Genomic DNA, 19,001 nt, shown 5'->3' on the forward strand with positions numbered 1-19,001 from the left:
TCTGCAACAAACAGTATGCAAAATCACGCGGGGCATTGTGGGACATTAAGGCGTCGCAACCAGACGAGGCGTGATAAAAACCACTAACTCCCGGCGTTCGTTGTCTTTTCCCTGATGACGAAAAAGTTGCCCCAGTAAAGGAATACGGCTCAAGCCTGGCACAGTTTCGCTGCCGGTTTTATGCCTCTGAGAAAAAATTCCGCCTAAGGCCAGCGTTTCACCGCTTTTGACCTCGACCTGAGTTTCAATCTCCTGCTTATCGATCGCCAGCGTTTCGCCATCGGCCTGCTGTAGAACCTGGCCCGGGGCGTTCTCACTGATGCGCAGCTTCAGGCGTACCCGTCCGTTGGCCAGCACCACCGGCGTCACCTCCATCCCCAGCACCGCCTCTTTAAATTCAACCGACGTCGCGCCGCTCTCGCCGCTGGAGACCTGATAGGGGATCTCGCTGCCCTGTTTGATGCTGGCGGGCTGCATGTGCGACGCCAGCAGGCGCGGGCTGGCAATGATATCGACCTGCTGCTTCTGCTCCAGGGCGGAGAGTTCGAGATCCAGCAGGCGGCCGTTGATCCGCCCGATATTAAACCCCACCTGGGTAGTGGCATTGTTGACAGACAGATCGCTGCTGAGCATCGTCAGCTGTCCGGACTTACCGGGCTGCTGCCCCTGAGCCAGATTCCACTTCACCCCCAGCTCGCGCAGGCTTTTCTCACTCATGCTGACGATATGCGCGGCCAGCTCTACCTGAGCCACGGGGAGATCCATCTGCGCTATCCAGTGCTGGAGCGCCTCCAGTGCAGCCCGGGTATCACGCACCAGCAGGCGATTGGTGCGTTTGTCTACCGCCAGGCTGCCTTTTGGGCTGAGGAGCTTTTCGGCAGCCGCCTGTAAATCTCCTGCATCGGCATAAGAGAGGGGAAAACTCCGCGCCTCCAGCGGCGCGCTGAGCTGCCGTTTTGTTCGCTCGGCCTCTTTTCTGGCCTGCTGTTGCTGCTGCCAGTCGGCGGTATGGATATAAAAAATGCCCGCCTGCTGGCGCATGACCAGCCCGGCGCTGGTGACTACCGTCTGGATCGCCTGCTGCCAGGGCACCTCCTGCAGACGCAGAGAGACATTGCCGCTGACGCCCGGGGAGATAATCATGTTGCGGTTCTCCTGCTCCGCCAGCGCCTGCAGAAGCTGGGCGACCGGCACCTCATCCACCACCAGGCTCACCGGTGCTGGCTCCGCGGCCAGCGCCTGGCTGCCCACCAGCAGTAATGCTACGATCCCTGTTTTCATCCTGATTCGTTCCTTGTCGTTGCCATCGCCACTGCGCCGGTTCACACGTCCCGGGCATATCGATGACCAGTTCTGTTTCATCCAGCGCCGCCACCCGTCCGCCTTGCGCCAGCGTGTCGCCGTAACGAAGGCGCAGCCAGCGCGACCTTTCATCCCTGACGATCGCCACCGGCACCTTACCCAGCACCACCCCGACATAACGCCACTGCCGCAGCGTGGCAGTCGGGCAGCGTGATTCCGGGGCCTGAAAGGGATCGCGCAGGCCAAGAAGCAGCGGCAGTAATAGCAGCACTCCGCACTTAACCCGCATTCTGGCGCTCCAGCTGCATGACTATCTGTAACCTGTTCTGCCCGGGCTGAATGCTAAAACGCCCCACCGCAACGTCGCGCCGGGCGAGAGTGGCAAACAGGGAGGGGATCTGCGCCCACGTCGCCTCCATCACCAGTTCGCCCCCTGCTCCCCCGGGCTGCCAGCGAACCATCCGCAGCGCATCGGTATCAAACGCCAGCGGCGAAAATGGCTCTGCTGCCACGGCAGATTGTGCGTCGTCAGGGGGTGAGAGCTTACGCACGGCGGTCCACAGCCGGGCATGGGCCTCGACATTGCGCGTGTGCTGAGCCTGCTGCGCCGCGGTCTGCCGATCCTGCATTCGCCATTGCATTCCGGTGAGGCAGCTCAGCAGTAGCGCTGAACTGAGCCCCCAACACAGGCAGCGGCCGCGCGGCGTCATGGCATACCAGCTGTCAGGAGGGATCCGCATCACCACTCTCCTTACGGGTCAGCGTCCAGCTAAACTGCCAGCGGCCCTGGGCATCCTGTCGCATCTCCCCCGGAGCACCGGGGGTGAAGCCTGGTATCTGACGTAGAGCCGTCTCCAGCGCCGCAAGGGCGGACTGCGTGGCGGCGTAGCCGGTCAGCGAGAGGGTTGGATGCTGGAAGCGCAGCTGCGCCAGCCACGCCTGCTCCGGCAGGAGGCGGGATAAGGCGATTAATGCCGATTGCCAGGCTTCCGTCTTCGCTTTGTGAACTGCCCACCGCTGCTGTTGCTGCTGCCGGGCCTGTAACGCCGTCCACTGCTTTTGCCGCTGCTCCAGCCCCTGACGCAGGGCCAGATCGCTTTGTTGTCGTAGCGCGTAAGCGCGTGTCACCAGGGGATTGCTGGCCCGAATAGCGGCGCAGAGCATTAGCACCAGCAGCAGCGAGCCGGTAAACATCAGCCCCCAGAAGCGCAGGCAGCGACGCCGTTGCTGCTGACGCCACGGCAGGAGATTGGCGGTCCTCATCGGGAGTACTCTCCGGTCGCCAGCGCCAGCGCGACGCTGAAGTCCGCCCCGTTTTCCGGCAGCGGCGGCTGGGTGCGGGATAGCACGCTCCAGGGATCGAAGTTGCCCGCCCCACAGCAGGCGATTTCGTCGACCCTGAGCGCCAGCAGGGCGGCCAGCCGATCGACGTCCGGGGCCTCCGCCAGCCCGCGTCGGCCCCACTGGTGGCGCATCGCCCAGAGCCACTGGTCCCGGTCGCGCCAGGCAACGCACTGGGCCGGAGCTTGCACAAAGGGCAGCAGGTGCGCCAGCGCCCCGGCATCAGGTGTGACCGTTGCCAGCCGCAAACGCAGTACCCGGGCCAGCTCCAGCAGCGTCGCGATCTCCTTATTCTGCGCCGCCGTCACGTGATACGCCTGGCTGAAGGTATCTTCCGCATAGTCAAACCGCAGGGCATCGGGAGGCATCTCCAGCTCACGGCTTATCGCCGCGGCGATCCAGGCGGCCTGTTCGCTGTCCCGCAGGGTCATCGACGGGCGCGGCAGCGTGCGCTGTAGGGTACGGGCGGCTGGAAAGGCGAGAAAAATGTGATGTTGATGAGGCAGCATCTGGCGCCACTCGCGCAGCGCCGCAGCCAGTTGTTCGGGCTGAAGAATTTGCCCGTCGCGGATAATGCCCGCCGCCAGGGGGAGCTGCCACCAGCGGCGCAACCCCCACCCCGACTTTTCGCGCACCAGCGCGACGGCCAGCACCTTATCCTGTTGAATATGAACGCCTGTATGCCATGTTTTAAACGCCATGTTTCACGATCTCCTTATCGTCCCGGGGGATAACGGCTATATCAATGCTACAGGCTTGCCTTTATACTACCGCGCGATTGTTTAGAAACTGCCCAGTTCAAACTAAATGGGAAATCTCCAGTGAAGTTCGTAAAGTATTTATTGATCCTTGCAGTCTGTTGCATTCTGCTTGGAGCAGGCTCGATTTTTGGTTTGTACAAATATATTGAGCCGCAACTGCCTGATGTCGCCACGCTTCGTGATGTACGACTCCAGATCCCGATGCAGGTCTACAGCACGGATGGCGAGCTTATCGCCCAGTACGGTGAGAAGCGCCGTATCCCGCTGACCCTGGATCAGATCCCACCCGTCATGGTGAAAGCCTTTATTGCCACCGAGGACAGCCGCTTTTATGAGCACCATGGCGTCGATCCGGTGGGGATTTTCCGTGCCGCAAGCGTGGCGCTGTTCTCCGGCCATGCCTCTCAGGGTGCGAGTACCATCACCCAGCAGCTGGCACGTAACTTCTTCCTGAGCCCTGAAAAAACGCTGATACGTAAGGTGAAGGAAGTGTTCCTGGCGATCCGCATTGAGCAGATGCTGAATAAAGATGAGATCCTGGAGCTGTACCTCAACAAGATCTATCTCGGCTACCGTGCCTATGGCGTGGGTGCGGCAGCGCAGGTCTATTTTGGCAAATCCATTGAACAGTTAACCCTGAGTGAAATGGCGACCATCGCCGGTCTGCCGAAGGCGCCCTCCACCTTCAACCCGCTCTACTCGCTCAATCGCGCTACCGCCCGCCGCAACGTGGTGCTGTCGCGTATGCTGAGCGAAGGCTATATCAGCCAGACCCAGTACGATCAGGCGCGCAATGAGGCGATTGACGCCAACTACCATGCGCCGGAAATTGCCTTCTCCGCGCCTTATCTTAGCGAGATGGTGCGCCAGGAGATGGTCTCCCGCTACGGCGAGCAGGCCTACGAAGATGGTTACCGCGTCTATACCACCATCAGCCGCAACGTCCAGCAGGGCGCGCAGCAGGCGGTGCGTAACAACGTGATTGATTACGACATGCGCCACGGCTACCGCGGCCCGTCAAACGTGCTGTGGAAAGTGGGCGAGCCCGCCTGGGACAGCAAAAAGATCACCGATACCCTAAAACCGCTCCCGGGCTACGGGCCGTTTGTGGCGGCAGTGGTGACCCATGCCAATCCGCAGGAAGCGACCGCGATGCTCGCGGACGGCACCTCGGTGTCGCTGCGCATGGAGGGCATCCGCTGGGCGCGGCCGTATCGTTCAGATACGCAGCAGGGCGCAACCCCGCGCAAAGTGACCGATGCGGTACAGGCGGGTCAGCAGATCTGGGTCCGTCAGGTGAACGACGCCTGGTGGCTGGGGCAGATCCCGGACGTTAACTCCGCGCTGGTCTCCATCGACCCGCACAACGGCGCGGTGCTGGCACTGGTGGGCGGCTTCGATTTCAACCAGAGCAAATTTAACCGTGCCACTCAGGCGCTGCGCCAGGTCGGCTCCAATATCAAGCCGTTCCTCTACACCGCGGCAATGGATAAAGGCCTGACCCTCGCCAGTATCCTCAATGACGTGCCAATCTCCCGCTGGGACGCCGGGGCCGGTTCCGACTGGCGGCCAAAAAACTCACCGGCCGAGTACGCCGGACCGATTCGCCTGCGTCAGGGGCTGGGGCAGTCGAAGAACGTGGTGATGGTTCGCGCCATGCGCGCCATGGGCGTCGATTATGCGGCGGAGTATCTGCAACGCTTCGGCTTCCCGGCACAGAACATCGTGCATACCGAGTCGCTGGCGCTGGGCTCTGCCTCCTTTACCCCGCTGCAGGTTGCGCGCGGTTATGCGGTGATGGCGAACGGCGGCTTCCTGGTCGATCCGTTCTTCATCAGCAAAATCGAGAACGATCAGGGCGGCGTCCTGTTCGAAGCGAAACCGAAAATTGCCTGCGCAGAGTGTGACATTCCGGTGATTTATGGTGATACGCCAAAATCAGAATCCCTGAACAACCAGGACATGGAAGATGTCGCCATTTCTCAGTCGCAACAAAACGCGGCGGTGCCGATGCCGCAGCTTGAGCAGGCTAACCAGGCGCTGGTTGCGCAGACCGGTGCTCAGGAATACGCCCCGCATGTGATCAATACGCCGCTGGCGTTCCTGATCAAAAGCGCGCTGAACAGCAATATCTTTGGCGAGCCGGGCTGGCAGGGTACGGGCTGGCGTGCCGGTCGCGATCTGCAGCGCAAGGATATTGGCGGCAAGACCGGGACCACCAACAGCTCGAAAGATGCCTGGTTCTCAGGTTACGGTCCGGGTGCGGTGACCTCGGTGTGGATCGGCTTTGACGATCACCGCCGTGATTTAGGCCGTACCACGGCGTCCGGGGCGATTAAGGATCAGATTTCCGGTTACGAAGGCGGCGCCAAAAGTGCTCAGCCAGCGTGGGATGCCTTTATGAAGATGCTGCTGGACGGCGTGCCGGAGCAGCCATTAACGCCACCGCCAGGCGTAGTGACGGTCAATATCGATCGCTACAGCGGTCAGCTGTCCAATGGCGGCAGCAGTCGGGAAGAGTATTTCATCGAAGGCACGCAGCCAACGCATCAGGCGGTGCATGAGGTGGGTACAACACTGATTGATAACGGCGAGACACAAGAGCTGTTCTAAAACGTCTGCCCCCTTTCCCGTTGGGAAAGGGGGGATCCTGCTACAACCTGCCCTGCCCTTTCAGCCACTCCCGCACCAGAAACAGCGCGCTCACGTTCCGGGCTTCGTTAAAATCAGGCTCTTCCAGCAGGTCCATCAGATGCGCCAGCGGCCAGCGCACCTGCGGCAGCGGCTCGGGTTCGTCCCCTTCCAGCCATTCCGGATAGAGATCTTCCGCTAACACGATATTCATTTTGCTGGAAAAATAGGAGGGCGCCATGCTCAGCTTTTTCAGGAAGGTTAACTCCTTCGCACCAAACCCCACCTCTTCTTTCAGCTCACGGTTCGCAGCTTCAAACACCGATTCACCAGGATCAATCAGCCCTTTGGAGAAGCCGAGCTCGTAAGATTCGGTTCCCACCGCGTATTCGCGGATCAGGATCAGATGCTCGTCAACAATGGGCACAATCATGACGGCTTCGCGCGTGGAGGGACGCATACGCTCGTAGACGCGGCGCACGCCGTTACTGAACTCCAGGTCCACACTTTCAACATTAAACAGACGCGATTTAGCGACGGTTTCAACATTCAGGATGGTGGGCTTTTGTAAGGGTTTGCTCATTTTGACGGGTCTTTGCTGGGTGAACTGCCCTCATTGTGCGATACGCCGCACGGTTTCGGCAATGTCAATCGCGCTTTATTTACATTTATGTAACCTATGCAGATTCATTCCTTAATTCAGGTCAAAAGTCAAGAGCTTGAAATTATTCCAGGAATTTGCTGATATCCCGTCAGGTTTAGCTTTGCTATCATCAGCGATCACTGGGATGCGCTTCAATTTGCTCAAGTTCAACGCCTTACATGCCGATAGCCAACCACAGACACGCGTTCACTGTTAAAAAGGTGCTACTGACTACACCTGTAAGAAAAAGTAAGATGGGGAAAGCATGAGCACCATTTTGATTGTCATCGCTGCTGTGCTGGCCTGCGCATGCATTGCAGGGTGGTTGTACAGACGTCGGGCGCAGCGTCGATATCGCCTGCCTTATCATAATGCCTTTGCCGGGGCGAATACCCGCAAGCTCACCGCTGAAGAACGCAGCGCGATTGAGCAATACCTTGAGTCTTTCAACCGTATCCAGCAGACGCCGGCGACAGGTGCCAGCGCCGCGCCGGTCTCGTTAAGCCTCAATGCTGAGAGCAATACCGTGCTCTGCGTGACGCGCTCCATTACCCGCTACGGTATTACCACTGACGATCCCAATAAATGGCGTTACTACCTCGACTCGGCTGAGGTGCATCTCCCGCCGTCCTGGGAGCAGTACATCAATGATGAAAACAGCGTTGAGCTGATCCACACCGACTCCATCCCGCTGGTGATCGCCCTCAATGGTCACTCCATCGCGGAGTATGTTCAGGAAGCACCGAACTTTGTGCTGGAGCACGTCAGCTCAACCCAGGCCTCGATTCGTGGTGAAGAGACCGAGCAGATTGAGCTGCTGAATATTCGCCAGGAGACGCACGAAGAGTACGCCCTGAGCCGTCCGGACGGCATTCGCGAAGCGCTGCTGATTGTCACCGCATTCCTGCTCTTTTTCTTCTGCCTGATGAGCCCGGATGTGTTTGCCCCGTGGCTTGCCGGGGGTGGCGTGCTATTGCTGGCGGCCGGACTCTGGGGATTATTCGCCCCACCGGCTAAAAATGCGCTGCGTGAGATCCACTGCCTGCGCGGCACACCAAAACGCTGGGGCCTGTTTGGCGAAAACGATCAGGACCACGTCAACAATATCTCGCTCGGTATTATCGACCTGATCTACCCCCGCCACTGGCAGCCGTGGCTGGCCCAGGATTTAGGGCAAAAAACCGATATTGATATCTATCTGGATCGGCACGTCGTGCGTCAGGGGCGCTATTTATCCCTGCATGACGAGGTCAAAAACTTCCCGCTACAGCACTGGCTGCGCAGCACGGTAATTGCCGGCGGTGCCGGGCTGGTACTGGCGATGCTGGTTTTCCTCGTCCCGCTGGATATGCCGATCAAATTTACCCTGTCGTGGATTAAAGGCGCTCAGACCATCGAGGCCACCAGCGTCGGGGAGCTCGAAAGCGCGGGCGTACGCATTGGCGATACGCTGCGTCTGAAGGGGACCGGGATGTGTAATATCCATGCCCCTGGCACCTGGAATGCACGCCAGAGCTCACCCTTTACGCCGTTTGATTGCTCACAGGTGATCTGGAATGACGCAGCACCCCTGCCGCTGCCGGAATCCGATATCGTCAACAAAGCCACGGCCCTGACCCAGGCGCTGTCGAGCCAGCTGCACCCTAAACCGGAAGATAACTCCCGCGTCAGCCCGGCATTACGCTCCGCCATTCAGAAATCGGGCATGATCCTGCTGGATGACTTTGGCGATATCGTGCTGAAAACCCAGGAGCTGTGTGCCGAGCAGGATGAGTGCATCAGGCTGAAAAATGCGCTGGTGAACCTCGGTAACAGCAAAGACTGGGAGGCGCTGGTTAAACGTGCCGATGGCGGCCGTCTCGATGGCGTCAACGTCCTGCTGCGTCCGGTCAGCGCCGAGTCGCTGGAAAACCTGGTCGCCACTTCTACCGCACCGTTCGTCATGCGCGAAACCTCACGTGCCGCTCAGGCGCTTAACAGCCCGGCCCCCGGCGGCTTTGTGATCGTCAGCGACGAAGGCAGCGAGCTGGTGGATCAGCCCTACCCGTCGGTGGCGCTGTATGATTACCCGGCTCAGGAGCAGTGGGGCGAGTTTCAACGCCTGGCGCAGATGCTGATGCGCACGCCATTCAGCGCGGAAGGGATTGTGACGGGCCTCTTTACCGATGCCAACGGCACCCGCCATGTCGAGCTGCACAGCATGCCGGACAGCGCCGGACTATGGCGCTACATCGCCACCTCCCTGCTGATGCTGACGATGGTGGTGTGCATGCTCTGGAACGCCTTTATGGCCCTGCGCCGCTACCAGCGCTCGCGTACCCGCCTGGCCGATATTCAGCAATACTACGAAAATTGCCTCAACCCGAAGCTTATCCCCGCGCCTGAGAGCCTGATCGGATAACGCTCCCGCGCGGCAGGATATGCTACCCTGTCGCGCACGTTTCCTCTGGCTGGAGTATTCCCCGATGCATTTTGATATCGCCTGGCAGGAGGTCGATACCGTCCTGCTGGATATGGACGGCACACTGCTCGATCTCGCGTTTGATAATCACTTCTGGCAAAAACTGGTACCGGAAACCTACGGCGAGCAGCAGGGGATCTCCCCGGCAGAAGCGCAGGAATTCATCCGCCAGCAATATACCGCCGTACAACATACGCTAAACTGGTACTGCCTGGACTACTGGAGCGAACGCCTCGGTCTGGATATTTGCGCGATGACCACCGCTCAGGGCCCGCATGCCGTGCTGCGTGAAGATACCGTTCCCTTTCTCGATGCCCTGAAAGCGAGCGGCAAGCGGCGCATACTGCTGACCAACGCGCATCCGCATAATCTGGCGGTGAAGCTGGAACATACCGGACTGGCTTCACACCTTGATTTATTACTTTCCACCCACACATTTGGTTATCCGAAAGAGGATCAGCGTTTGTGGCAGGCGGTGGCAGAAGAGACCGGCCTGCAGCCAGAACGTACGTTGTTCATTGATGACAGCGAACCGATTCTGGATGCGGCGGCAACCTTTGGCATTCGTTATTGCCTTGGCGTCACCAATCCTGATTCTGGCCTGGCTGAAAAAAGCTATCTGCGGCATCCGGGGCTGAACGACTATCGCCGGATGATCCCCTCACTCACCGTGAAGGAGAAGCCATGAAAGAGAAACCCTCCGAAGGGGTAAGACTGGATAAATGGCTGTGGGCTGCCCGCTTTTACAAAACGCGCGCCCTCGCCCGGGAAATGATTGAAGGCGGCAAAGTGCATTACAACGGGCAGCGCAGCAAACCGAGCAAGCTCGTGGAGCTGAACGCCACCCTGACCCTGCGTCAGGGCAACGACGAACGGACGGTGATCGTGAAAAACATCACCGAACAGCGTCGCCCGGCAACGGAAGCCAGCACCCTGTATGAAGAGACGGCCGAAAGCGTTGAAAAGCGCGAGAAGATGGCGCAGGCGCGTAAGTTAAATGCCCTGACCATGCCGCATCCCGACAGGCGACCGGACAAGAAAGAACGTCGCGATCTGATTAAATTTAAAAATGGCGAGAATGAGTGATTCTTGCTGAACGAGAGATGACTATGGCCCAACACGACCAATTACACCGCTATCTGTTTGAACAATTTGCCGTTCGCGGCGAGCTGGTAACGGTATCCGAAACCTGGAAACAGATCATGGAAAACCACAACTATCCGCAGCCGGTGAAAACCGTGCTGGGTGAGTTGCTGGTAGCCACCAGCCTGCTGACCGCCACCCTGAAATTTGCCGGTGATATCACCGTGCAGCTGCAGGGCGATGGCCCGATGAACCTGGCGGTTATCAACGGCAACAACCAGCAGCAGATGCGCGGCGTGGCGCGCGTACAGGGGGAGATCCCCGAAGGCGCAGACCTGAAAACGCTGGTCGGTAACGGCTACCTGGTGATCACCATCTCTCCGGAAGAGGGTGAACGCTATCAGGGCGTGGTCGGTCTGGAAGGCGATACTCTGGCGGCCTGCCTGGAAGATTACTTCATGCGTTCCGAACAGCTGCCAACCCGCCTGTTCATCCGTACCGGTGAAGTGGATGGCCAGCCTGCAGCCGGCGGTATGCTGCTCCAGGTTCTGCCTGCGCAAGATGCTCAGACCAATGATTTCGAGCATCTGGCCACGCTGACCGAAACCATCAAAGCGGAAGAGCTGCTCACCCTGCCAGCGAACGACGTGTTGTGGCGTCTGTACCACGAAGAAGAGGTGACGCTGTACGATCCGCAGGACGTGGAGTTCAAATGCACCTGTTCCCGTGAACGCTGCGCGGGCGCGCTGAAAACCCTGCCGGATGAAGAGATTGACAGCATCATGGCGGAAGAAGGCGAGATCGACATGCACTGCGATTACTGCGGTTCGCATTACGTCTTCAACGCGATGGACATTGCCGAGATCCGCAATAACGCCTCCCCGGCCGATCCTCAGCTGCACTAAGTTGTTCCGTTAACTGCCCTCTCCCGGGGGCAGTTGACCTTTCTCTCCGCTCCGCTACCCTTTCATTTTACTCACTATTCCTTCCGCTCCTGCTGAATCGTTATCAGTAATGTAAGTCTTTCGTAATTTACTTTCATGTATGCGCTTACACTCACATTCTCGCAGTTAAATTTACCAGCAATTAACCTTTTCAGAACATTTTCACCAACCAAAAAGTGATTCCTGCCATAATCTGCTCCGCGAAGTGACAGGAGTCACAGCGTTTTCCGTCATAAAGGGTTTTTGTCCAGATACGCAAATCTATGAGCCCGGTCGCGGTTAACATTCGAGGAAAAACCCTACAATTTAAGGCAGTATATATTGGCTAAGGAGCAGTGATATGCGTGTTAATGGTTTAACCCCGCAAGATCTCAAGGCTTATGGTATCAACGATGCTCACGATATCGTCTACAACCCCGATTACGATACGCTGTATCAGGAAGAGCTCAATCCAGCACTGGAAGGATACGAACGCGGTATATTGACGACCACCGGCGCTATCGCTGTCGATACCGGTATCTTTACCGGCCGTTCGCCAAAAGATAAGTACATTGTCCGTGACGACACCACCCGCGACACCCTGTGGTGGGCGGATAATGGTAAAGGGAAGAACGACAACAAAGCGATCTCCCCGGAAATCTGGCAGCAGCTGAAATCCCTCGTCACCCAACAACTCTCCGGCAAGCGTCTGTTCATTATTGATGCTTACTGCGGCGCTAACGCCGACACCCGTCTTTCCGTCCGCTTCATCACCGAAGTCGCCTGGCAGGCGCATTTCGTGAAGAACATGTTCATTCGCCCCACCGATGAAGAGCTGCAGAGCTTCGAACCTGACTTTGTGGTGATGAACGGTGCGAAGTGCACCAACCCGAACTGGAAAGAACAGGGGCTGAACTCAGAAAACTTTGTCGCCTTTAACCTGACGGAACGTATCCAGCTGATCGGCGGGACCTGGTACGGCGGCGAAATGAAGAAAGGGATGTTCTCGGTGATGAACTACCTGCTGCCGTTACAGGGCATTGCCTCCATGCACTGCTCGGCAAACGTCGGCGAGAAAGGCGACGTGGCGGTGTTCTTCGGCCTGTCCGGCACCGGGAAAACCACCCTCTCCACCGACCCGAAACGCCGCCTGATTGGCGACGACGAACACGGCTGGGATGATGACGGTGTGTTCAACTTCGAAGGTGGCTGCTATGCCAAGACCATTCGTCTGTCGGCAGAAGCGGAGCCGGATATCTTCCAGGCGATCCGCCGCGATGCGCTGCTGGAGAACGTGACGGTGCGTGCCGACGGCTCGGTCGATTTTGACGATGCGTCAAAAACCGAGAACACCCGCGTCAGCTACCCTATCTATCACATCGACAACATCGTTAAGCCAGTGTCGAAAGCCGGCCACGCGACCAAGGTGATCTTCCTCACCGCCGACGCGTTCGGCGTGCTGCCGCCGGTTTCACGTCTGACCGCCAGCCAGACCCAGTATCACTTCCTCTCCGGTTTTACCGCCAAGCTGGCCGGGACCGAGCGCGGCGTGACTGAGCCGACCCCGACCTTCTCCGCCTGCTTCGGCGCAGCCTTTCTGTCGCTGCACCCGACCCAGTACGCTGAAGTGCTGGTGAAGCGCATGCAGGCCTCTGGCGCCCAGGCGTACCTGGTCAACACCGGCTGGAACGGCACCGGCAAGCGTATCTCGATCAAAGATACCCGCGCCATTATCGACGCCATTCTGAATGGTTCCCTGGATGATGCAGAGACCTTCACCCTGCCGATGTTTGATCTGGCAATCCCGACCGAACTGCCGGGCGTGGACAGCCATATCCTCGACCCACGCAATACCTACGGTTCACCGGAGCAGTGGCAGGAAAAAGCCACCCAGCTGGCGAAACTGTTTAAGGAAAACTTCGAGAAGTATACCGATACGCCAGCAGGTGCGGCGTTGGTGAGTGCGGGACCAAGGTAAAAGCAAAAAGGCAACGCAAGTTGCCTTTTTTAATGTGTGCGCCCTCTCCCTGTGGGAGAGGGTCGGGGTGAGGGCATCAGGCCGCACCCCTTTTTTTAACTCTCTTTCACCTGTCGCGTAAACGGAACCGGTAGCCACGCGCGGATGCATAACCCGCCCCGCTCGCTGGTACCAATCTCCAGCAGACCGTTATGGTTATCCACGATACGCTGAACAATCGCCAGGCCTAAACCGGTGCCGCTGGTGCTGCGCGCGCTGTCGCCACGCACAAAAGGCTGGAACAGATGTTTACGCTGCTCCGGCTTAATGCCCGGACCGTCATCTTCCACCTGGAACCAGGCGCGGTTCAGTTCAGACCCACTGCTGACCTTGATCCAGCCGTTGCCGTAGCGGGCGGCGTTAACCACCATATTCGCCACTGCACGCTTGATGGAGAGTGGATGCATGCGCACGGTGATATCCCCCGGCTGCAGATCGGTTTCGATCTCACGCTCATAACCGCTCTCGGCCGCCACCACTTCGCCCAGCACCGCGTTCAGCTCGGCGATCTCCATCGGCATCTCCTGCCCGGTGCGCAGGTAGTCGATGAACTGCTCGATAATGGCGTTGCACTCTTCGATGTCTTTATTGATGGACTCCGCCAGGTAGCCGTCCTCCTCGCCCATCATTTCAGTGGCGAGGCGAATACGCGTCAGCGGTGTGCGCAGGTCATGGCTGACCCCGGCCATCAGCAGGGTTCGATCGTCGGCCAGCTGTTTAACGCCTGCCGCCATATGGTTGAAGGCGCGGGTCACCGATCGCACTTCCGACGCGCCATACTCGCGCAGCGGAGGCGGGATAATGCCTTTACCGACCTGAAGCGCCGCATGCTCCAGGTCGACCAGCGGTCGGTTCTGGATACGGATAAACAGCCAGGCGCCGCCTATCGCCAGCAACATAATCGCCAGGGTGTAACGGAACAGCGGCGAGAAGTCGCCCTGATGGATTTCGGTCAGCGGCACGCGCACCCAGATGTTGGGTGACAGCCAGGTTTTCAGCCAGACCACCGGCGAGCTTTTGTTGACCTCAACGCGAACTTCCGTCGGGCCACCCAGCTGCTGCGCCATCTGCTGGCTGAGGAATTCGTAATGCTGTGCCCAGCGCAGGCCTGCGTCTTCCGCCGCTTCGTTGGAATAGAGCGATATCCCCAGCTCACGGTAGATTTCACGGCGAAACGCCGGTGGCACCACCAGCTGCGTGCCGTCCTCCAGCTGCAGTTTATCGGTCATCAGCATACGTACTTCGTAGGCCAGGACCTTATTAAACTGCTGGAGGCTCGGCAGGATCGCAAAGTTCAGCACCACCAGATAGGTCGTCACCAGGCTGACAAACAGCAGGGTGACGATCAGTAACAGGGTGCGGGCAAACGAGCTACGCGGCGAGAAACGCATTCGCCTCATGCTTTAGAGCCGTCCGGGACAAACACGTAGCCCAGACCCCAGACGGTCTGGATATAGCGCGGATGCGCCGGATCCTCTTCCACCATGCGACGCAGGCGGGAGATCTGTACGTCGATGGAACGCTCCATCGCGGAGTATTCACGGCCACGCGCCAGGTTCATCAGCTTGTCGCGGGAGAGCGGCTCACGCGGGTGGCTGACTAAGGCTTTGAGGACCGCAAATTCACCGCTGGTCAGCGGCATCGGCTCGTCTTCACGGAACATCTCGCGGGTGCCGAGGTTCAGCTTGAACTTACCGAAGGCGATCACCGCCTCTTCCTGCGACGGCGCGCCCGGCAGTTCGTTCGCCTGACGACGCAGTACGGCACGAATACGGGCCAGCAGCTCACGTGGGTTAAACGGTTTTGGAATGTAGTCGTCGGCGCCAATCTCCAGGCCCACGATACGGTCAACTTCTTCCCCTTTCGCCGTGACCATAATGATCGGCATCGGGTTGCTTTGGCTACGCAGGCGGCGGCAGATGGAGAGCCCATCTTCGCCCGGCAGCATCAGATCCAGCACCATCAGGTGGAAGGATTCGCGGGTCAACAGGCGATCCATCTGTTCGGCGTTGGCGACGCTACGAACCTGGAAGCCCTGCTCGGTCAGATAACGCTCGAGCAGCGCACGCAGGCGCATGTCGTCATCCACCACCAGAATCTTATAATTCTCTTGCATTGTCAGTACTCCCAAAGGTTCGGATAATCTTGAACAGCGTATTCTAAAAAAGTGGGCGTTCACGACCAGCTAATTCTGGTATAAATTCTAGTCGAAATTGTTACAAAGCATATTTTACAGCAGCTTATCTGCACAATTCGTCACATAACTCATTATTAATCTTGTCTGTTAAGCTAAGTGATACGTAATGTGCGCAAGGTATGCAACCAAAGTCGTAAGGCCAGAGAATGAAAACGCCCCTGATCACCCGCGAAGGGTATGAAAATCTGAAGAAAGAGATGGACACGCTGTGGCGGGAAGAGCGCCCGGAGGTGACAAAAAAAGTGACCTGGGCCGCCAGCCTCGGTGACCGCAGTGAAAACGCCGACTACCAGTACAACAAAAAGCGGCTGCGGGAAATCGATCGCCGGGTGCGTTATCTGACCAAATGCCTCGAGCACCTGAAAATTGTCGATTATTCCCCGCAGCAGGAAGGCAAAGTCTTCTTCGGCGCGTGGGTGGAGATCGAAAACGACGACGGCGATCTGAAGCGCTTTCGGATTGTCGGCTACGATGAAATTTTTGGTCGTAAGGATTACATCTCGATCGACTCGCCAATGGCCCGGGCGCTGCTGAAAAAAGAGGTTGGCGATCTGGCCGTGGTGCATACCCCCGCCGGGGAAGCGACCTGGTATGTGAACGCCATCGACTATGTGAAATAACCCGCCGGAACAATCCGAGAGCCTGGCGCGGCGGCTGGCATTTTGCCGTGTCAGTCCGTATAACTATCCCCTGATTTTTTCGACCCACAAGATGAAATAGCCATGATGAAAGATTCGCTCTGCCGCATTATTGCGGGTGAACTTCAGGCAAGGGCGGAACAGGTAGAAGCTGCCGTTCGCCTGCTTGATGAAGGGAACACCGTGCCGTTTATCGCACGTTATCGTAAGGAAGTGACTGGCGGTCTGGATGATACGCAGCTGCGTAACCTGGAAACCCGCCTTGGCTATCTGCGTGAACTGGAAGACAGGCGTCAGGCGATCCTGAAATCCATCGGTGAACAGGGCAAGCTGACCGACGATCTGGCCAAAGCCATTAACACCACCCTGAATAAAACCGAACTCGAAGACCTCTACCTGCCGTACAAACAAAAACGCCGCACCCGCGGGCAGATTGCCATTGAAGCCGGCCTCGAGCCGCTGGCGGATCTGCTGTGGACGACGCCGTCCCACGACCCGGAAACCGCAGCCGCGACGTTTATCGATGCCGATAAAGGCGTGGCCGACACCAAAGCCGCCCTCGATGGCGCACGCTACATTCTGATGGAACGCTTTGCCGAAGATGCTGCCCTGCTGGCAAAAGTGCGTGACTACCTGTGGAAGAACGCCCATATCGTCTCTACCGTCGTCGCCGGTAAAGAGGAAGAAGGGGCGAAATTCCGCGACTACTTCGATCACCACGAACCGATTTCGACCGCGCCGTCGCACCGCGCGCTGGCGATGTTCCGTGGCCGCAATGAAGGGGTGCTGCAGCTCTCCCTGAATGCCGACCCGCAGTTTGACGAGCCGCCGAAAGAGAGCCACGGCGAGCAGATCATTATCGACCATCTCGGCCTGCGCCTGAACAATGCCCCGGCGGACAGCTGGCGCAAAGGGGTGGTGAGCTGGACCTGGCGCATCAAGGTGCTGATGCACCTCGAAACCGAACTGATGGGCACCGTGCGCGAACGCGCCGAAGACGAGGCGATTAACGTTTTTGCCCGTAACCTGCACGATCTGCTGATGGCCGCTCCGGCGGGCCTGCGCGCCACCATGGGCCTCGATCCAGGCCTGCGTACCGGCGTAAAAGTGGCGGTCGTGGACGGCACCGGCAAGCTGGTGGCCACCGACACCATCTACCCGCACACCGGCCAGGCGGCCAAAGCGGCCGTCGCCGTGGCGGCGCTGTGTGAGAAGCACAACGTCGAGCTGGTGGCGATCGGCAACGGTACCGCCTCGCGTGAAACCGAGCGTTTCTTCCTCGATCTGCAGAAGCAGTTCCCGAAAGTGACGGCGCAAAAGGTGATTGTCAGCGAAGCGGGCGCCTCGGTGTACTCCGCCTCTGAACTGGCCGCACTCGAATTCCCGGATCTGGACGTCTCCCTGCGTGGCGCGGTCTCTATCGCCCGCCGCCTGCAGGATCCGCTGGCCGAGCTGGTGAAGATCGACCCGAAATCCATCGGCGTGGGCCAGTACCAGCATGACGTCAGCCAGACGCAGCTGGCGCGTAAGCTGGATGCGGTGGTAGAAGACTGCGTGAACGCCGTCGGCGTTGACCTGAACACCGCTTCCGTCGCCCTGCTGACTCGCGTGGCCGGCTTAACCCGCATGATGGCGCAAAACATCGTTGCCTGGCGCGATGAGAACGGTCAGTTCCAGAACCGCCAGCAGCTGCTGAAGGTGAGCCGTCTGGGGCCGAAAGCGTTCGAACAGTGCGCAGGCTTCCTGCGTATCAACCACGGCGACAACCCGCTGGATGCCTCCACCGTTCACCCGGAAGCTTACCCGGTTGTTGAGCGCATTCTGGCGGCCACCCAGCAGGCGCTGAAGACGCTGATGGGTAACAGCAGCGAGCTGCGTAACCTGAAAGCGGTCGACTTCACCGATGAGAAGTTCGGCGTGCCGACGGTGTCCGACATCATCAAAGAGCTGGAGAAGCCGGGCCGTGACCCGCGTCCGGAATTCAAAACCGCAACCTTTGCCGACGGCGTGGAGACGATGAACGACCTGCTGCCGGGCATGGTGCTGGAAGGCGCGGTCACCAACGTCACTAACTTTGGTGCCTTTGTCGATATCGGCGTGCATCAGGACGGTCTGGTGCATATCTCCTCTCTGGCCGACAAGTTCGTGCAGGATCCGCACACCGTGGTGAAAGCCGGCGACATCGTGAAGGTGAAAGTGCTGGAGGTGGATCTGCAGCGCAAGCGTATCGCCCTGACCATGCGTCTGGACGAGCAGCCTGGCGAGACCAACGCCCGTCGTGGCGGCGGGAACAGCGATGCCCGTCAGCAGCAACGTCCGGCGGCGAAACCGCGCGGGCGGGAAGCACAGCCATCCGGCAACAGCGCGATGATGGATGCGCTGGCGGCGGCGATGGGTAAAAAACGCTAACATATGTAATGTCCGGTGGCGCTTCGCTTACCGGGCCTACGGTTTGTAGGCCCGGTAAGCGAAGCGCCGCCCGGCAAGCAGACCGCAAGAATTAAAATAAAAACATACTCACCTATTTTATAAATATGAAACCGATTGCATATCCGTATTTAAACTAATAATTATCACTCCATTAACAATAAATCTTTTTATCTCTTACCATCATTGCCCGCAAATATTGAGCAAGGTCAATCAGGCCGCAAATTAATAGCCGTATCTACATTCCGTCACATATTAATTATTGATGACGGAAACCATTCTCATTACCATTGTGCCTGTTGATTATTTAACCGTCCGTTAAGTAGGCACTATGCAATTCACTCCAGACAGCGCGTGGAAAATTACCGGCTTCACCCGCGACATCAGCCCGGCCTATCGGCAGAAACTGCTCTCTTTAGGGATGCTACCCGGCTCCTCTTTCAATGTGGTGCGCGTTGCTCCACTGGGCGATCCGGTGCATATCGAAACCCGACGTGTGAATCTGGTTCTGCGTAAGAAAGATCTCGCCTTAATAGAAGTTGAAGCCCTGTCTCAATAACACGCCAGCTCCCGTAGC

At 58.4% G+C, this 19,001-nt stretch carries 17 protein-coding genes; 9 read left to right on the plus strand and 8 right to left on the minus strand.

Annotated elements, in window-relative coordinates; translation table 11 throughout:
- Positions 1 to 45: 45 nt before the first annotated feature.
- The 5 genes from hofQ to SOM40_RS21590 are packed head-to-tail and all read right to left on the minus strand — an operon-like array spanning position 46 to position 3,344.
- The gene (gene hofQ / locus SOM40_RS21570; protein ID WP_320530918.1) at positions 46 to 1,281 is read right to left on the minus strand and encodes a DNA uptake porin HofQ; all 1,236 of its coding nucleotides are present in this window, start codon (positions 1,279 to 1,281) and stop codon (positions 46 to 48) included.
- Entirely contained in the window at positions 1,196 to 1,591 is a 396-nt protein-coding gene (locus SOM40_RS21575) for a HofP DNA utilization family protein (protein ID WP_106995202.1), read from the minus strand. Before SOM40_RS21575 ends, hofQ begins: the two co-directional genes overlap by 86 nt.
- A complete protein-coding gene (locus SOM40_RS21580; protein ID WP_146145542.1) occupies positions 1,581 to 2,042 on the minus strand; it encodes a HofO family protein in 462 nt (153 codons plus the stop codon). Before SOM40_RS21580 ends, SOM40_RS21575 begins: the two co-directional genes overlap by 11 nt.
- On the minus strand, positions 2,026 to 2,565 hold the full coding sequence (locus SOM40_RS21585) for a PilN domain-containing protein (protein ID WP_320530917.1): 540 nt from the start codon (positions 2,563 to 2,565) through the stop codon (positions 2,026 to 2,028). Before SOM40_RS21585 ends, SOM40_RS21580 begins: the two co-directional genes overlap by 17 nt.
- Positions 2,562 to 3,344 carry a type IV pilus biogenesis protein PilM gene (locus SOM40_RS21590; RefSeq protein WP_261645118.1) on the minus strand — a complete coding sequence of 261 codons (783 nt, stop codon included), beginning with the start codon at positions 3,342 to 3,344 and terminating at the stop codon, positions 2,562 to 2,564. The genes SOM40_RS21585 and SOM40_RS21590 overlap by 4 nt, the downstream gene beginning before the upstream one ends.
- A gap of 120 nt (positions 3,345 to 3,464) precedes the next feature.
- Between SOM40_RS21590 and mrcA the strand changes: the two genes are divergently transcribed.
- Positions 3,465 to 6,017, plus strand: a complete 2,553-nt coding sequence (gene mrcA, locus SOM40_RS21595; RefSeq protein WP_166184399.1) for a peptidoglycan glycosyltransferase/peptidoglycan DD-transpeptidase MrcA — start codon at positions 3,465 to 3,467, stop codon at positions 6,015 to 6,017.
- Positions 6,018 to 6,057: 40 nt separating this feature from the next.
- Here mrcA and nudE read toward each other — a convergent pair whose 3' ends face one another.
- Positions 6,058 to 6,618: an ADP compounds hydrolase NudE gene (gene nudE, locus SOM40_RS21600; protein WP_106995207.1), complete on the minus strand. Its 561-nt coding sequence runs from the start codon at positions 6,616 to 6,618 to the stop codon at positions 6,058 to 6,060.
- A 325-nt stretch (positions 6,619 to 6,943) separates the two neighbouring features.
- Here nudE and SOM40_RS21605 point away from each other — a divergent pair, with 325 nt between their 5' ends.
- The 5 genes from SOM40_RS21605 to pckA all read left to right on the plus strand — a co-directional run bounded on the left by SOM40_RS21605 (position 6,944) and on the right by pckA (position 13,123).
- Positions 6,944 to 9,079 (plus strand): intracellular growth attenuator family protein, encoded by a 2,136-nt coding sequence (locus SOM40_RS21605; protein ID WP_166184401.1) that lies wholly within the window; start codon positions 6,944 to 6,946, stop codon positions 9,077 to 9,079.
- A gap of 64 nt (positions 9,080 to 9,143) precedes the next feature.
- Positions 9,144 to 9,827, plus strand: a complete 684-nt coding sequence (yrfG, locus tag SOM40_RS21610) for a GMP/IMP nucleotidase (RefSeq protein ID WP_106995209.1) — start codon at positions 9,144 to 9,146, stop codon at positions 9,825 to 9,827.
- Positions 9,824 to 10,225: a ribosome-associated heat shock protein Hsp15 gene (gene hslR / locus SOM40_RS21615; protein WP_032614815.1), complete on the plus strand. Its 402-nt coding sequence runs from the start codon at positions 9,824 to 9,826 to the stop codon at positions 10,223 to 10,225. The genes yrfG and hslR overlap by 4 nt, the downstream gene beginning before the upstream one ends.
- A gap of 23 nt (positions 10,226 to 10,248) precedes the next feature.
- Positions 10,249 to 11,127 carry an Hsp33 family molecular chaperone HslO gene (gene hslO, locus SOM40_RS21620; RefSeq protein WP_106995210.1) on the plus strand — a complete coding sequence of 293 codons (879 nt, stop codon included), beginning with the start codon at positions 10,249 to 10,251 and terminating at the stop codon, positions 11,125 to 11,127.
- Between the two features lie 379 nt (positions 11,128 to 11,506).
- Positions 11,507 to 13,123, plus strand: a complete 1,617-nt coding sequence (gene pckA / locus SOM40_RS21625; RefSeq protein WP_106995211.1) for a phosphoenolpyruvate carboxykinase (ATP) — start codon at positions 11,507 to 11,509, stop codon at positions 13,121 to 13,123.
- Positions 13,124 to 13,218: 95 nt separating this feature from the next.
- On the opposite strand, the gene envZ is transcribed toward pckA, so the two are convergent.
- Both envZ and ompR read right to left on the minus strand, forming a co-directional pair.
- Positions 13,219 to 14,562, minus strand: coding sequence for a two-component system sensor histidine kinase EnvZ (envZ, locus tag SOM40_RS21630; protein WP_106995212.1), 1,344 nt, complete (start codon positions 14,560 to 14,562; stop codon positions 13,219 to 13,221).
- On the minus strand, positions 14,559 to 15,278 hold the full coding sequence (ompR, locus tag SOM40_RS21635; protein ID WP_001157751.1) for an osmolarity response regulator transcription factor OmpR: 720 nt from the start codon (positions 15,276 to 15,278) through the stop codon (positions 14,559 to 14,561). The genes envZ and ompR overlap by 4 nt, the downstream gene beginning before the upstream one ends.
- A 227-nt stretch (positions 15,279 to 15,505) precedes the next feature.
- On the opposite strand from ompR, the gene greB reads away from it, so the two are divergent.
- The 3 genes from greB (at position 15,506) to feoA (ending at position 18,983) form a co-directional block, all read left to right on the plus strand.
- A complete protein-coding gene (gene greB, locus SOM40_RS21640; RefSeq protein ID WP_166184406.1) occupies positions 15,506 to 15,979 on the plus strand; it encodes a transcription elongation factor GreB in 474 nt (157 codons plus the stop codon).
- A gap of 102 nt (positions 15,980 to 16,081) precedes the next feature.
- Positions 16,082 to 18,406, plus strand: coding sequence for a Tex family protein (locus SOM40_RS21645; protein ID WP_320530916.1), 2,325 nt, complete (start codon positions 16,082 to 16,084; stop codon positions 18,404 to 18,406).
- A gap of 349 nt (positions 18,407 to 18,755) precedes the next feature.
- Entirely contained in the window at positions 18,756 to 18,983 is a 228-nt protein-coding gene (gene feoA / locus SOM40_RS21650; protein WP_106995215.1) for a ferrous iron transporter A, read from the plus strand.
- Positions 18,984 to 19,001: the final 18 nt, after the last annotated feature.

It is taken from the genome of Leclercia sp. CFBP8987, from assembly GCF_034044995.2.
In the GTDB taxonomy this organism is placed as follows: domain Bacteria; phylum Pseudomonadota; class Gammaproteobacteria; order Enterobacterales; family Enterobacteriaceae; genus Enterobacter; species Enterobacter tamurae.

Bases quoted from the DNA above. Each gene is read 5' to 3' on its own strand.
- yrfG (WP_106995209.1), top strand. From the start codon at position 9,144: ATGCATTTTGATATCGCCTGGCAGGAGGTCGATACCGTCCTGCTGGAT.
- hofQ (WP_320530918.1), bottom strand. From the start codon at position 1,281: ATGAAAACAGGGATCGTAGCATTACTGCTGGTGGGCAGCCAGGCGCTG.
- SOM40_RS21590 (WP_261645118.1), bottom strand. From the start codon at position 3,344: ATGGCGTTTAAAACATGGCATACAGGCGTTCATATTCAACAGGATAAG.
- SOM40_RS21645 (WP_320530916.1), top strand. From the start codon at position 16,082: ATGATGAAAGATTCGCTCTGCCGCATTATTGCGGGTGAACTTCAGGCA.
- pckA (WP_106995211.1), top strand. From the start codon at position 11,507: ATGCGTGTTAATGGTTTAACCCCGCAAGATCTCAAGGCTTATGGTATC.
- hslO (WP_106995210.1), top strand. From the start codon at position 10,249: ATGGCCCAACACGACCAATTACACCGCTATCTGTTTGAACAATTTGCC.
- greB (WP_166184406.1), top strand. From the start codon at position 15,506: ATGAAAACGCCCCTGATCACCCGCGAAGGGTATGAAAATCTGAAGAAA.
- envZ (WP_106995212.1), bottom strand. From the start codon at position 14,562: ATGAGGCGAATGCGTTTCTCGCCGCGTAGCTCGTTTGCCCGCACCCTG.
- ompR (WP_001157751.1), bottom strand. From the start codon at position 15,278: ATGCAAGAGAATTATAAGATTCTGGTGGTGGATGACGACATGCGCCTG.
- SOM40_RS21580 (WP_146145542.1), bottom strand. From the start codon at position 2,042: ATGCGGATCCCTCCTGACAGCTGGTATGCCATGACGCCGCGCGGCCGC.
- feoA (WP_106995215.1), top strand. From the start codon at position 18,756: ATGCAATTCACTCCAGACAGCGCGTGGAAAATTACCGGCTTCACCCGC.
- SOM40_RS21585 (WP_320530917.1), bottom strand. From the start codon at position 2,565: ATGAGGACCGCCAATCTCCTGCCGTGGCGTCAGCAGCAACGGCGTCGC.
- SOM40_RS21575 (WP_106995202.1), bottom strand. From the start codon at position 1,591: ATGCGGGTTAAGTGCGGAGTGCTGCTATTACTGCCGCTGCTTCTTGGC.
- SOM40_RS21605 (WP_166184401.1), top strand. From the start codon at position 6,944: ATGAGCACCATTTTGATTGTCATCGCTGCTGTGCTGGCCTGCGCATGC.
- nudE (WP_106995207.1), bottom strand. From the start codon at position 6,618: ATGAGCAAACCCTTACAAAAGCCCACCATCCTGAATGTTGAAACCGTC.
- hslR (WP_032614815.1), top strand. From the start codon at position 9,824: ATGAAAGAGAAACCCTCCGAAGGGGTAAGACTGGATAAATGGCTGTGG.